The sequence below is a fragment of the Exiguobacterium sp. FD-YE-25-4 genome (assembly GCF_057004685.1).
This window is the reverse complement of the sequence record NZ_CM168041.1, coordinates 2,842,636-2,857,117: the sequence shown is the minus strand read 5'-3', so window position 1 is coordinate 2,857,117 and position 14,482 is coordinate 2,842,636. Positions and strand designations below refer to the sequence as shown.

The 14,482-nt window shown below is 49.4% G+C and carries 10 protein-coding genes and 1 other annotated feature (1 of these 11 cut by a window edge); all 10 genes read left to right on the top strand.

The genetic code is table 11. The features are described from left to right. Window positions 1-13, top strand: a sequence feature (ribosomal protein L10 leader region); it begins 141 nt to the left of the window's first position. Between the two features lie 45 nt (window positions 14-58). The 10 genes from rplJ (at window position 59) to AC13H5_RS14750 (ending at window position 14,381) form a co-directional block, all read left to right on the top strand. After that, window positions 59-565, top strand: a complete 507-nt coding sequence (rplJ, locus tag AC13H5_RS14795; RefSeq protein WP_034781718.1) for a 50S ribosomal protein L10 — start codon at window positions 59-61, stop codon at window positions 563-565. A gap of 59 nt (window positions 566-624) precedes the next feature. Further along, on the top strand, window positions 625-990 hold the full coding sequence (gene rplL / locus AC13H5_RS14790) for a 50S ribosomal protein L7/L12 (RefSeq protein WP_024372175.1): 366 nt from the start codon (window positions 625-627) through the stop codon (window positions 988-990). Window positions 991-1,075: 85 nt separating this feature from the next. Beyond that, entirely contained in the window at window positions 1,076-1,672 is a 597-nt protein-coding gene (locus tag AC13H5_RS14785) for a class I SAM-dependent methyltransferase (RefSeq protein WP_034781715.1), read from the top strand. A 193-nt stretch (window positions 1,673-1,865) separates the two neighbouring features. Beyond that, on the top strand, window positions 1,866-5,414 hold the full coding sequence (rpoB, locus tag AC13H5_RS14780) for a DNA-directed RNA polymerase subunit beta (RefSeq protein ID WP_034781750.1): 3,549 nt from the start codon (window positions 1,866-1,868) through the stop codon (window positions 5,412-5,414). A gap of 22 nt (window positions 5,415-5,436) precedes the next feature. Further along, the gene (gene rpoC, locus AC13H5_RS14775) at window positions 5,437-9,036 is read left to right on the top strand and encodes a DNA-directed RNA polymerase subunit beta' (protein ID WP_034781713.1); all 3,600 of its coding nucleotides are present in this window, start codon (window positions 5,437-5,439) and stop codon (window positions 9,034-9,036) included. 288 nt (window positions 9,037-9,324) lie between these two features. Continuing rightward, window positions 9,325-9,747: a 30S ribosomal protein S12 gene (rpsL, locus tag AC13H5_RS14770; RefSeq protein WP_012727683.1), complete on the top strand. Its 423-nt coding sequence runs from the start codon at window positions 9,325-9,327 to the stop codon at window positions 9,745-9,747. A 48-nt stretch (window positions 9,748-9,795) separates the two neighbouring features. Continuing rightward, window positions 9,796-10,263, top strand: a complete 468-nt coding sequence (gene rpsG, locus AC13H5_RS14765) for a 30S ribosomal protein S7 (protein WP_021066600.1) — start codon at window positions 9,796-9,798, stop codon at window positions 10,261-10,263. A gap of 116 nt (window positions 10,264-10,379) precedes the next feature. After that, complete coding sequence (gene fusA, locus AC13H5_RS14760; protein WP_214755078.1) at window positions 10,380-12,458, top strand: elongation factor G; 2,079 nt, start codon at window positions 10,380-10,382, stop codon at window positions 12,456-12,458. Window positions 12,459-12,573: 115 nt separating this feature from the next. Next, window positions 12,574-13,761, top strand: coding sequence for an elongation factor Tu (gene tuf / locus AC13H5_RS14755; RefSeq protein ID WP_131437953.1), 1,188 nt, complete (start codon window positions 12,574-12,576; stop codon window positions 13,759-13,761). A gap of 110 nt (window positions 13,762-13,871) precedes the next feature. Then, on the top strand, window positions 13,872-14,381 hold the full coding sequence (locus AC13H5_RS14750) for a nucleotidyltransferase family protein (RefSeq protein ID WP_214755080.1): 510 nt from the start codon (window positions 13,872-13,874) through the stop codon (window positions 14,379-14,381). The last annotated feature ends 101 nt before the right edge of the window (window positions 14,382-14,482 follow it).

The window sequence follows — 14,482 nt, the reverse complement described above, 5'->3', positions numbered from 1 at the left end:
TTCTTTTTGGAGAGCAGCCTCTCGTCCGGTATAAGAATTGACTAGGAGGTGCAAACACATGGCAAGCGAAAAAATCGTATCTCAAAAATCGGCACTCGTCGATGAGATCGCTGAAAAAATGCAAGCGAGCGTCGGAACAATCGTTGTTGACTACCGTGGACTTACAGTTGAAGAAGTGACTACACTCCGTAAATCACTCCGTGACGCTGGAATCGAGTTCAAAGTATACAAAAACGGTCTTCTTCGCCGCGCGGCAGTTCAGTCGAACTTCGAAGGTCTTGACGAAGTCTTCACAGGTCCTACAGCAATCGCCTTCTCTAACGAAGACGTTGTTGCCCCTGCGAAGATCTTGAACGACTTCTCGAAAGAGCACAAAGCGCTCGAATTGAAAGGCGGAATCATCGAAGGCAAAGTAACTTCACTCGAAGAAGTTAAAGCCCTTGCAGAACTTCCATCACGCGATGGTCTTCTCTCGATGCTTCTCAGCGTCCTTCAAGCTCCAATCCGTGGGCTCGCAGTCGCAACAAACGCAATCGCAGAACAAAAAGAAGAGCAAACTGCTTAATTTTTGTCTCGTAGCGTAACCAAAACCAATCTTTACAACATCAAAGGAGGAAAACCATAATGGCTTTCAACAAAGAGCAATTCATCGAAGACCTCAAATCAATGACGGTTCTCGAACTTAACGAACTCGTAAAAACAATCGAAGAAGAATTCGGCGTATCAGCAGCAGCTCCAGTAGCAGTTGCAGGTGCAGGCGCAGCAGCAGCTGAAGAGCAAACTGAATTCGACGTAATCCTCACAAACGCTGGCGCTGGTAAAATCAACGTCATCAAAGCAGTTCGTGAACTTACAGGCCTCGGTCTTAAAGAAGCGAAAGCACTCGTTGACGGAACTCCGGCTCCAGTCAAAGAAGGCGTTTCTAAAGAAGACGCAGACGCAGTCAAAGCTAAGCTTGAAGAAGCTGGCGCAACTGTCGAAGTTAAGTAATCCAACTTTTACTTCACAACCTATAGAAGCTCGCTATGGCGAGCTTCTTTTATTTCCTTGAAGAGTGGGTTAGGAGGTTCAATGCATGGGAGATCATTACTATACGAACGACCCTAGTTCGAAAAGTGCCCCTGAGACATGGACGTACGAGTTGCGAGGGAAGACATATCGCTTCACCTCGGACCGCGGCGTGTTCTCGAAAGGATCGGTCGATTTTGGGTCACGTCTCTTAATCGAATCATTTGAAGTGCCTGACGTCGAAGGGCGCATTTTAGATGTGGGCTGTGGCTACGGTCCGATGGGGATCTCGCTTGCCGATGCCTCTGGGCGTGAAGCACTCCTCGTCGACGTGAACGAGCGAGCGCTTGCCTTGTCAGAGCAAAACGCCGCCCAGAACGGAGTGACGATCGAGACGCGGCTCAGCCACGCTTACGACGCGGTCGGTGACGAACAGTTCGCCGCAATCGTGACCAATCCGCCAATTCGGGCCGGAAAGCAAGTGGTCCACACGATTCTGCGAGGCGCGCATGCGCATCTCGTTGTAGGTGGAGCGCTCTATGTCGTCATCCAAAAGAAACAAGGAGCGCCTTCTGCCAAGAAGTTGCTTGAAGATGTGTTTGGTCAAGTCGAGACGGTTGTGAAAGAAAAAGGCTATTTCATTTTCCGAGCAATTCGCTCTTGACAAACGGTGAAGTCTTGTTGACTCGCTATAACGTATATGCTAACATTATAAAATGCCATTGGAATGGAATTCGCCTTGAACTGCCGCGTTTGCCGCTTTTTAGACGCGGAAAAGAGACGACATTCAATGACAATGTTCGATTATTACGCCCGAAAAATTCGATAGAGAATTGGGGGTCTGAGAGGTGAATCAGTTGACTGGTCAACTTGTTCAGTACGGTCGTCACCGTCAGAGAAGAAGCTTTGCCCGTATCAGTGAGGTATTAGAGCTTCCGAATTTGATTGAAATTCAAACTGCTTCTTACGAGTGGTTCTTACGTGAAGGATTGAAAGAGATGTTTACGGACATTTCGCCAATCTCCGACTTCACTGGAAACCTTGTGCTCGAGTTCATCGATTATTCGCTCAGTGAGCCGAAGTATTCGATTGATGAATCGAAGGAGCGAGACGTTACTTACTCTGCGCCATTGCGCGTAAAAGTACGTCTGCAAAACAAAGAAACAGGTGAGCTCAAAGAACAAGAAGTGTTCATGGGAGATTTCCCACTCATGACAGAATCGGGAACGTTTATCATTAACGGTGCAGAACGCGTTATCGTTTCCCAGCTTGTTCGTTCGCCGAGCGTTTATTACAACGCTAAACTCGATAAAAACGGTAAGCGTGGTTTCGGTGCGACAGTCATTCCGAACCGCGGTGCATGGCTCGAACTTGAGACAGATGCTAAAGATATCGTTTACGTTCGTATCGACCGTACCCGTAAGATCCCGGTAACGGTGTTGTTGCGTGCCCTCGGATTCGGTACGGACCAAGAGATTATCGACCTTCTCGGGGATGATGAATATCTTCGCAATACCCTTGAAAAAGATAATACAGAATCAACAGAAAAAGCGTTGATCGAAATTTACGAGCGTCTCCGCCCTGGTGAACCACCAACGGTTGAGAACGCGAAGTCACTTCTCGTATCTCGTTTCTTCGACCCAAAACGTTACGACCTTGCAAACGTCGGTCGCTACAAGATGAACAAAAAACTTCATCTTAAAAACCGTCTCTTCGGTCAAAAATTGGCCGAGACGCTCGTTGATCCAGAAACAGGCGAAGTCATCGCTGAAGCTGGAACAATCCTCGATCGTCGCAACCTTGACCGCGTTCTTCCACATTTGGAAAACGGCCTCGGTTATATGGATGCTGAGCCGACAGGCGGCGTCGCTGAAGGTGAACCGTTCGGTCTTCAATCGATCAAAGTTATCTCACCAGATGACCCAGATGGAGAGCGTATCTTGAACATTATCGGTAACGGCAATATCGACCGCAGCGTGAAACACATCACGCCGGCTGATATCATCGCATCGATCAACTACTTCTTTAACTTGCTACACGAAGTCGGAACAACAGATGACATCGACCACCTAGGAAACCGTCGTCTTCGTTCAGTCGGAGAACTTCTCCAAAACCAATTCCGGATCGGGCTTTCTCGTATGGAACGTGTTGTTAAAGAGCGGATGTCGATTCAAGATCAAAACGCGATCACACCACAGGCACTCATCAACATTCGCCCGGTAATCGCGTCGCTAAAAGAGTTCTTTGGTAGCTCGCAGTTGTCACAGTTCATGGACCAAACAAACCCGCTCGCAGAGCTCACGCACAAGCGTCGTCTCTCTGCACTTGGACCGGGTGGTTTGACACGTGAGCGTGCCGGTTTCGAAGTTCGAGATGTTCACTATTCGCACTACGGTCGGATGTGTCCAATCGAAACACCAGAAGGACCGAACATCGGTCTCATCAACTCGCTTTCGTCTTATGCGAAAGTAAACGAGTACGGCTTCATCGAAGCACCGTACCGTCGAGTCGACCCAGAAACAGGTCTCGTCACGAGCGAGATTCAATATATGACGGCGGATGAAGAAGATCTCTACGTCGTCGCCCAGGCGAACATGCCGCTCACAGAAGAAGGCGGTTTCGCCAACGAACAAGTCCTTTGCCGTTTCCGCGGACAAAACTTGTCAGTTGAGCCAAACCGAGTCGATTACATGGACGTTTCGCCGAAACAGGTTGTTTCTGCCGCGACGGCATGTATCCCGTTCCTCGAGAACGATGACTCGAACCGTGCCCTCATGGGAGCGAACATGCAACGTCAAGCTGTACCGCTTCTCCAACCTGATTCACCGATTATCGGTACTGGTATGGAGTACGTGTCAGCGAAAGACTCTGGAGCCGCGATTATCGCGAAATTCCCAGGTGTCGTCGAGCGTGTCACAGCGCGCGAAATCTTGGTCCGCCGCACGTCTGACGTGAACGGTTCTGAGGTGTCGGGTGACCTTGACCGCTACAAACTTCAAAAGTATGTCCGTTCGAACCAAGGGACATGCTACAACCAGAAGCCGATCATCGCTGCTGGCGACCGTGTCGAAAAAGGAGAAATCCTTGCTGACGGTCCATCGATGGATATGGGTGAGCTCGCGCTCGGCCGTAACGTCGTTGTCGCCTTCATGACATGGGACGGTTACAACTATGAGGATGCGATCATCATGAGTGAGCGTCTCGTGAAAGATGACGTGTACACATCGATTCATATCGAAGAGTACGAGTCAGAATCACGCGACACGAAACTCGGACCTGAGGAAATCACACGTGATATTCCAAACGTCGGCGATGACGCGCTTCGCAACTTGGACGATCGTGGAATCATCCGCATCGGTGCGGAAGTCAAGGATGGCGATATCCTCGTCGGTAAAGTAACGCCTAAAGGCGTGACTGAATTGACGGCGGAAGAACGTCTCTTGCACGCGATCTTCGGTGAGAAAGCACGTGAAGTCCGTGATACGTCACTCCGTGTACCAAACGGCGGCGACGGCATCATCTTGGACGTCAAAGTGTTCGATCGTGAAAACGGTGACGAACTCTCACCAGGCGTGAACCAAATGGTTCGTGTCTACATCGTTCAAAAACGTAAGATTCACGAAGGGGATAAGATGGCGGGACGTCACGGTAACAAAGGTGTTATCTCGCGGATCCTCCCTGAAGAAGACATGCCATACATGCCGGACGGCACACCGATTGACATCATGCTTAACCCACTAGGTGTACCATCGCGGATGAACATCGGTCAGGTACTCGAACTCCACCTTGGAATGGCGGCTAAAAAGCTCGGCATCAAAGTGGCGACACCTGTATTCGATGGTGCGCGTGAGGAAGACGTATGGGCAACGATTGAAGAAGCTGGAATGGACAAAGATGCCAAGACTCGTCTCTATGACGGTCGTACTGGTGAAGCGTTCGATAACCGCGTCTCGGTCGGTGTCATGTATATGATCAAACTCGCGCACATGGTTGATGATAAACTTCACGCTCGTTCGACAGGACCATACTCGCTCGTCACACAACAACCGCTCGGTGGTAAAGCACAGTTCGGTGGACAGCGTTTCGGTGAGATGGAAGTATGGGCACTTGAAGCGTACGGCGCAGCCTACACGCTCCAAGAGATCCTTACAATCAAGTCGGATGACACGGTTGGCCGTGTGAAAGCATACGAGGCCATCGTGAAAGGTGAGAGCGTTCCGAAAGCGGGCGTTCCTGAGTCGTTCCGCGTCTTGATCAAAGAGCTCCAAGCGCTCGGTATGGAAGTCAAGATGATGTCTGCGGACGATGAAGAAGTTGAAATGAAAGATGAAGATGACGACAACATCCCGAACGCAACATCGGCGTTAGAACAAGTCGTTCAACCGACTGTTACGGAAGAGGAATAAGGCGAAAAGGGAGGTCGGCCCCTTGGTAGATGTTAATCGATTTGAATATATGAAAATCGGCTTGGCTTCACCTGAGAAGATCCGTTCGTGGTCTTACGGGGAAGTCAAAAAGCCGGAAACGATCAACTATCGTACACTCAAACCAGAGAAGGACGGATTGTTCTGTGAACGAATCTTCGGTCCTACGAAAGACTGGGAATGTTACTGCGGAAAGTACAAACGGATCCGTTATAAAGGAGTCATTTGTGACCGCTGTGGCGTTGAAGTGACGAAAGCGAAAGTGCGTCGCGAGCGTATGGGCCATATCGAGCTCGCGGCACCAGTTTCGCACATCTGGTACTTCAAAGGGATTCCAAGCCGAATGGGGCTTGTTCTCGACATGTCACCACGTGCACTCGAAGAAGTGATCTACTTCGCGTCGTACGTCGTGACGGAGCCAGGTGACACTCCGCTCGAGAAGAAACAACTTCTCTCGGAAAAAGAATACCGTCTCTACCGTGAAAAATACGGTAGTGACTTCAAAGCAGACATGGGTGCGGAAGCAATCCGGACACTCCTTCAAGACGTGCAACTCGAGAAGGAAGTCGGAGAACTCCGCGAAGAATTGAAGACAGTTCAAGGTCAGCGTCGTACACGTGCGATCAAACGCCTTGAAGTGCTCGATGCATTCTTCACATCAGGCAATGATCCAGATTGGATGATCCTTGAAGTACTTCCTGTCATTCCGCCTGAGCTTCGCCCGATGGTGCAGCTCGACGGTGGACGCTTTGCGACATCTGACTTGAACGATTTATATCGTCGAGTCATCAACCGTAACAACCGTCTCAAACGTTTGCTCGACCTCGGCGCGCCGAACATCATCGTGCAAAACGAGAAGCGTATGCTTCAAGAAGCGGTTGACGCCCTCATCGACAATGGTCGTCGTGGTCGTCCGGTAACAGGTCCAGGTAACCGTCCATTGAAATCACTTTCACACATGTTGAAAGGGAAACAAGGTCGTTTCCGTCAAAACCTTCTTGGTAAACGGGTCGACTATTCAGGACGTTCAGTTATCGTCGTTGGACCGAACTTGAAGATGTATCAGTGTGGTCTCCCGAAAGAGATGGCGCTTGAACTCTTCAAACCGTTCGTGATGAAAGAACTTGTCGGTCGCGGCATTGCTTCGAACATCAAGAACGCCAAACGTAAGATTGAGAAGATGCAACCAGAAATCTGGGGCGTCCTCGAAGAAGTCATTCGTGAGCACCCGGTTCTCTTGAACCGTGCCCCTACGCTTCACCGCCTAGGGATTCAAGCTTTCGAACCGATTCTCGTCGAGGGTCGTGCGATTCGTCTTCACCCGCTCGTATGTACGGCCTACAACGCCGACTTCGATGGTGACCAAATGGCGGTCCACGTACCACTTTCTGCCGAAGCGCAAGCCGAAGCTCGTCTTCTTATGCTCGCGGCGCAAAACATCTTGAACCCGAAAGATGGAAAACCAGTCGTTACACCATCGCAGGATATGGTCCTCGGTAACTACTACATCTCGCTTGAACGCGACGATGCCATCGGACAAGGGAAAGTGTTGTCGAACGTGAACGAAGCGCTCATCGCGTATCAAAATGGCTACGTCCACTTGCATACACGTGTGGCTCTTCCAGCACGGACGCTCAACAACCCGACGTTCACAGATGAGCAAAACGAGAAATTGTTGATCACAACGGTCGGTAAGATGATCTTTAACGAGATTTTACCGAACACGTTCCCATACTTGAACGAACCGACGATGGAAAACTTGCAGGAAGCAACGCCTGATAAGTACTTCATCGACAAAGGTGCCAACGTGGCGGAAGAAATCGCCTCACGTCCACTCATCGAACCGTTCAAAAAAGGATTCCTTGGAAAAGTCATCGCGGAAGTGTTCCAGAAGTTTGAAACGACTGAAACAAGCCGCATGCTTGACCGGATGAAAGATCTCGGCTTCAAACACTCGACGAAAGCCGGTGTGACGGTCGGAATCGCTGATATCATCGTTCTTCCGGACAAACAAGAAATTCTCGATGAAGCGCAAGCCCAAGTCGATCAAATCATGAAGTCATTCCGTCGCGGTCTCATCACTGAAGATGAGCGTTACGAGCGCGTTGTACGCTCTTGGAACGAAGCGAAAGATGAGATTCAATCACGATTGATGAAATCCCTCAATCGCTTGAACCCAATCTTCATGATGTCTGACTCAGGTGCCCGTGGTAACGCGTCCAACTTCACGCAGCTCGCAGGGATGCGTGGTTTGATGGCCGCTCCATCTGGCCGCATCATCGAACTTCCGATCAAATCTTCATTCCGTGAAGGTCTGACGGTACAGGAATACTTCATCTCGACACACGGTGCGCGTAAAGGTCTTGCCGATACAGCCCTTAAGACGGCTGACTCAGGTTACTTGACACGTCGTCTCGTTGACGTAGCCCAAGATGTCATCATCCGTGAAGAAGATTGTGGAACGGACCGCGGTATCCGCGTCGCCGCTCTCCGCGAAGGCACGGAAGAAATCGAAAACTTGTATGACCGCCTCGTCGGCCGTACAGCGTTCGAGACAGTGGCACATCCGGAAACGGGTGAAGTCATGGTCGAGAAGAACCAATTGATTACCGAAGATCTCGCTCGCGACATCGTCGACGCTGGAATCGAACGAGTTGAAATCCGGACAGCCTTTACATGTAACACGTCACACGGCGTATGTAAAAAATGTTACGGCCGCAACTTGGCGACTGGCTCGAACGTTGAAGTCGGCGAAGCTGTCGGAATCATCGCCGCGCAATCAATCGGTGAGCCAGGAACGCAGCTTACAATGCGTACCTTCCACACAGGTGGGGTAGCCGGAGATGATATCACACAAGGTCTTCCGCGTATCCAAGAGGTATTCGAGGCTCGTAACCCGAAAGGGCAAGCGGTCATCTCGGAAATCCCGGGTACGGTCATCGATTTCACAGAATCGCGTGACAAACGTGAACTCACGGTCGAAGGACTTAGCGAGACACGTACGTACACGATTCCGTTTGGAGCACGTCTTCGTGTTCAAATCGGAGATACGGTAGAAGCTGGGGAAGTCTTCACGGAAGGTTCGATCGATCCGAAAGAATTGCTCGCCGTCCGTGGTGTATCTGGCGTACAAAACTACCTTCTCCAAGAAGTACAAAAAGTTTACCGGATGCAAGGGGTAGAGATCGGCGACAAACACGTCGAAGTTATGGTTCGCCAAATGCTTCGCCGCGTCAAAGTCATCGAGTCTGGTGATACGCCGCTCCTCCCTGGTTCGCTCGTCGACATCAGCGTCTTCAAAGAAGCATGTAAAGATGCGCTCCGCGAAGGCAAGAGCCCGGCAACAGCGAAACCGGTCCTTCTCGGAATCACAAAAGCGTCGCTTGAGACAGATTCGTTCCTCTCGGCCGCTTCGTTCCAAGAAACAACTCGTGTGTTGACAGATGCTGCCATCAAAGGCAAGCGCGACTATCTTCTCGGACTCAAAGAGAACGTCATCATCGGGAAACTCGTTCCAGCTGGTACTGGGATGCCGGTTTACCGCGATGTACAGCTCAAAGAAGATGAGACGAAAGCCGTCCTCGAAGACACGACTGTAGAATAAAAACGTCTTGACAGCATAGGTTGGCGGTGCTACTATGATTTAGTGCCGCCAATCGGTTGTTGTCGATGACAACGGTGTCCAGCAGTCGGCAAGCTACTCGGACGTCACCCGATCTTTCTTCGGAAAGGTTTGGCTGCTATTATTGCCACTTTCAAGGTATAACTCACGTTTTTGCGAGGTCATGGAATGCCTACGCCTCGTAAAAGCGTTTCGTTATGACCTTAAATGAACCACCCGGGTCGGTGGGTCTAGAAAATAGCATAATTCAGGAAGGGAGGATCTTCAAAGATGCCTACTATCAACCAGTTAGTCCGTAAAGGACGTAAATCGAAAGTCGTTAAATCTGACTCTCCAGCACTTAACAAAGGTTACAACAGTTTCATCAAGTCACAAACTAACGTGAGCTCGCCACAGAAACGTGGTGTTTGTACACGTGTTGGTACAATGACTCCGAAGAAACCGAACTCGGCATTACGTAAGTATGCTCGTGTTCGTTTGACTAACCAAATCGAAGTGACTGCGTACATTCCAGGTATTGGCCACAACCTTCAAGAGCACAGCGTTGTTCTTATCCGTGGAGGACGTGTAAAAGACTTACCAGGGGTACGTTACCACATCGTTCGTGGTGCGCTTGACACTGCAGGTGTGGACGGACGTATGCAAGGCCGTTCTAAATACGGTACGAAACGTCCGAAAGCTGCGAAGAAGTAATTCTCGCAAAACTAAAAACTACTGAAATTTTGAAAGGAGGGTACTCGGATGCGTAAAAACCGTGCAGAACGTCGTGACGTTATCGCAGATCCGATCTACAACTCGAAATTGGTAACTCGCCTCATTAACCGTGTCATGTTAGACGGTAAAAAAGGTACAGCTCAAACTATCATTTACAACGCATTTGGCCTCATCGCTGAACGCTCAGGCAAAGAGCCTATGGAAGTGTTCGAAGAAGCAATGAACAACATCATGCCTGTACTTGAAGTTAAAGCTCGCCGTGTTGGTGGAGCAAACTACCAAGTTCCTGTTGAAGTTCGTCCAGAGCGCCGTACGACACTTGGTCTTCGTTACCTCGTGAACTACGCTCGTCTCCGCAACGAGAAAACGATGGAGCAACGTATCGCGAATGAAATCATGGATGCAGCCAATAACACTGGTGCGTCTGTTAAGAAACGCGAAGACATGCATAAGATGGCAGAAGCGAACAAAGCGTTTGCTCACTATCGTTGGTAAGTTAAACGTAAAGACCACTCCACGTCACCAAGCGGTGGCTTAATGGAGTGGCTTTCGGGTATAATCATATCGTGTGCCAGCACACGAAAAACACATGCGGAAGGAGAATACCCAGTATGGCAAGAGAATTCTCCCTAAAGAATACTCGTAACATCGGGATCATGGCTCACATCGATGCCGGTAAGACGACAACAACTGAACGTATTCTTTATTACACAGGTCGTATCCATAAAATTGGTGAAACTCATGAAGGAGCTTCACAAATGGACTGGATGGAGCAGGAGCAAGAGCGTGGAATCACGATCACTTCTGCTGCGACAACTGCACAGTGGAATGGCCACCGTGTAAACATCATCGATACACCTGGACACGTAGACTTCACGGTTGAAGTTGAACGTTCACTCCGTGTACTTGATGGCGCAGTTGCAGTACTTGACGCTCAGTCAGGTGTTGAACCACAAACAGAAACTGTATGGCGTCAAGCGACGACTTACGGTGTTCCACGTGTCGTATTCGTCAACAAGATGGATAAGATCGGTGCGGACTTCTTGTACTCGGTGAAAACACTTCACGAGCGCTTGCATGCAAATGCACACCCAATCCAACTTCCAATCGGTGCGGAAGACGAATTCAAAGGAATCGTCGACCTCGTCGAAATGAAGACGTACATGTACTCGAACGACCTCGGTACTGACATCGAAGTAACAGATGGCTTCCCAGCTGACATGGCTGACCAAGCTGAAGAACTTCGCGGTCAATTGATCGAAGCGGTCGCAGACTACAACGAAGAGTTGATGATGAAATACCTCGAAGGCGAAGAGATCTCAATCGACGAACTCAAAGCTGGTATTCGTAAAGCAACACTCAGCGTAGAATTCTACCCTGTACTCGTTGGTTCGGCCTTCAAAAACAAAGGTGTTCAATTGATGTTGAACGCTGTTGTTGATTACCTCCCATCACCAGTTGATGTTGAGTCAATCAAAGGGATCAACCTCGACACAGAAGAAGAAATCACGCGTGAGCCTTCAGATGACGCGCCGTTCTCAGCACTTGCGTTCAAAGTCATGACGGATCCTTACGTCGGTAAATTGACGTTCTTCCGTGTGTACTCTGGTACAGCACAAGCTGGTTCGTATGTGAAGAACTCGACTAAAGGTAAGCGTGAGCGCCTCGGTCGTATCCTTCAAATGCACGCGAACAGCCGTGAAGAGATTCCAATGGTATACGCTGGTGACATCGCCGCGGCTGTTGGTCTCAAAGATACTACGACTGGTGATACACTTTGCTCAGAGAAAGACAACGTCGTTCTCGAGTCAATGACATTCCCAGAACCAGTTATCTCGGTCGCTATCGAGCCTAAATCGAAAGCTGACCAAGACAAGATGGGTCAAGCCCTCGCGAAACTCGCAGAAGAGGATCCAACTTTCCGCACTGAAACAAACCAAGAGACTGGTCAAACGATCATCTCTGGTATGGGTGAGCTTCACCTTGATATCCTCGTTGACCGTATGCGTCGCGAATTCAAAGTAGAAGCAAACGTCGGTGCACCACAAGTTGCTTACCGTGAGACAATCCGTGGCGCTGCGAAGATCGATTCGAAATTCGTACGTCAATCTGGTGGACGCGGTCAGTACGGTCACGTTGTCGTAGAATTCGAGCCGAACGAAGAAGGCGCTGGATTCGCATTCGAGAACAAGATCGTCGGTGGTGTTGTACCACGTGAATACGTCCCAGCTGTTCAAAACGGGATTGAAGAAGCTCTCGAAAACGGTATCCTCGCTGGTTACCCAGTAGTTGACGTTAAAGCTGCCCTCGTCTTCGGATCGTACCACGATGTCGACTCGAACGAGATGGCGTTTAAAGTTGCTGCTTCGATGGCGGTTAAACAACTTAAGGAGCAAGCGAAAGCTGTTATCCTTGAGCCAATGATGCGTGTTGAAGTTGTCATCCCAGAAGAATACTTGGGAGACATCATGGGTGACGTCACGTCACGCCGTGGACGCGTAGAAGGTATGGAAGCACGCGGTAACGCTCAAGTCGTTAAAGCAATGGTTCCACTTTCAGAAATGTTTGGCTATGCGACATCGCTTCGTTCACGTACGCAAGGACGCGGAACGTACTCGATGCACTTCGATCACTACGAAGAAGTACCGAAGTCAATCGCAGAAGAAATCATCAAAAAAGCGAACGGCTAATAACGGTTGTAACGCTTAATTGATTGTTGTAAGCTAAGGAGGACGTATGTTAAAAGTAGCCTACGTCTTCCTAGTTAAATAAAAAACTAATTGTCTAATAGAGGAGGAATCTAGAATGGGTAAAGAAAAATTCGACCGTTCTAAACCGCACGTTAACGTTGGTACAATCGGCCACGTCGACCACGGTAAAACAACTTTGACTGCAGCGATCTCAGCTGTACTTTCAAAAGCACAAGGGAAAACAGCTACAAAGTTTGACGCAATCGATGGTGCTCCTGAAGAGCGTGAGCGCGGTATCACAATCGCAACAGCTCACATCGAGTACGAAACAGAAAAACGCCACTATGCACACGTTGACTGCCCAGGTCACGCTGACTATGTTAAAAACATGATCACTGGTGCTGCACAAATGGACGGCGCGATCCTCGTTGTTTCGGCAACTGATGGCCCAATGCCACAAACACGTGAGCACATCCTTCTTTCACGTCAAGTAGGTGTTCCTTTCATCGTCGTATTCATGAACAAAGTTGACATGGTTGACGACGAAGAACTCCTTGAGCTCGTTGAAATGGAAATCCGTGAACTTCTTTCTGAATATGACTTCCCAGGCGACGACCTCCCTGTAATCAAAGGTTCAGCACTTGGCGCGCTTAACGGCGAAGCTCAGTGGGAAGAAAAAATCATGGAACTCATGAACGCAGTTGATGAGTACATCCCTGAGCCAGTTCGTGACACGGACAAAGAATTCATGATGCCAGTTGAGGACGTATTCTCAATCACTGGTCGCGGTACTGTAGCGACTGGTCGTGTTGAGCGTGGTGTTCTCCGCGTCAACGACGAAGTTGAAATCGTTGGTCTTACAGAAGAAACTAAGAAAACTGTATGTACTGGTGTAGAGATGTTCCGTAAGCTTCTCGACTACGCTGAAGCTGGCGACAACATCGGTGCTCTTCTCCGTGGTGTATCACGTGAAGACATCGAGCGTGGACAAGTACTTGCTAAGCCAGGTTCAATCACGCCGCACTCAAAATTCAAAGCTTCAATCTACGTTCTTTCTAAAGAAGAGGGTGGCCGTCACACGCCATTCTTCGCGAACTACCGTCCGCAGTTCTACTTCCGTACAACTGACGTAACAGGTATCGTTCACCTTCCAGAAGGTACTGAAATGGTAATGCCAGGAGACAACATCGAGTTGACGATCGAATTGATTTCTACAATCGCGATCGAAGACGGAACACGTTTCTCAATCCGTGAGGGTGGCCGTACAGTAGGCGCTGGTTCAGTAACTGAAATCATCGAGTAATCGATTGATTCACTGACCTTTCAAGCAGTCCGCATTTTGCGGGCTGCTTTTTTGTTTTGTGGCAAGACGTGGTAAGATGGGACATATGTCGAACGAAAGGGGAGACGAAGATGGAGAAGCAAGTCGAAACGTTATGTCGGCTGAACGGGATCGCGTGTCGGTTCGGTGGGTCGACGTTACTGAAGCATCATGGGCTAATTGAAACGGCGAACGACTTGGATGTGTTTGTCGAACCGGATCAATTCGAGCGAGTCGATCAAGTACTGAGCCGTGCTGGAAAGAAAGTCGAGTCGACGCCTCATCCAGATTACGTGACGACCTATTTTGGCGAATATGAGTTCGAGGGCGGAGACATTGATGTGATGGCCAGCTTTCGGATGAAGTGCACCGATGGGATCTATACACATCCATATATTGAACCGGTCGGCAGTTGGATGCATCTCGAAGAGTGGGTCGTACTGTATACGGTAATGAACCGTATCGATAAGCTTGAACGGTTAAGTCAATACTTCGAGACTCATCCAATGAATGAAACGATCGTCCAAACCTGCTTGAAACGAGCCCCAGCCTCGGTCATCGAATCCGTCACGGAACGCTTCGGAGCACGTATGAAACGCTAGGTAGAGTTGGCATGGCGGTTCTTGTAACAAATAGTTCAACAAAAGAAGGAAAATAGCTTGCAAATGGGTTCAAATCTTGTTACATTAGTGAACGTTGAACA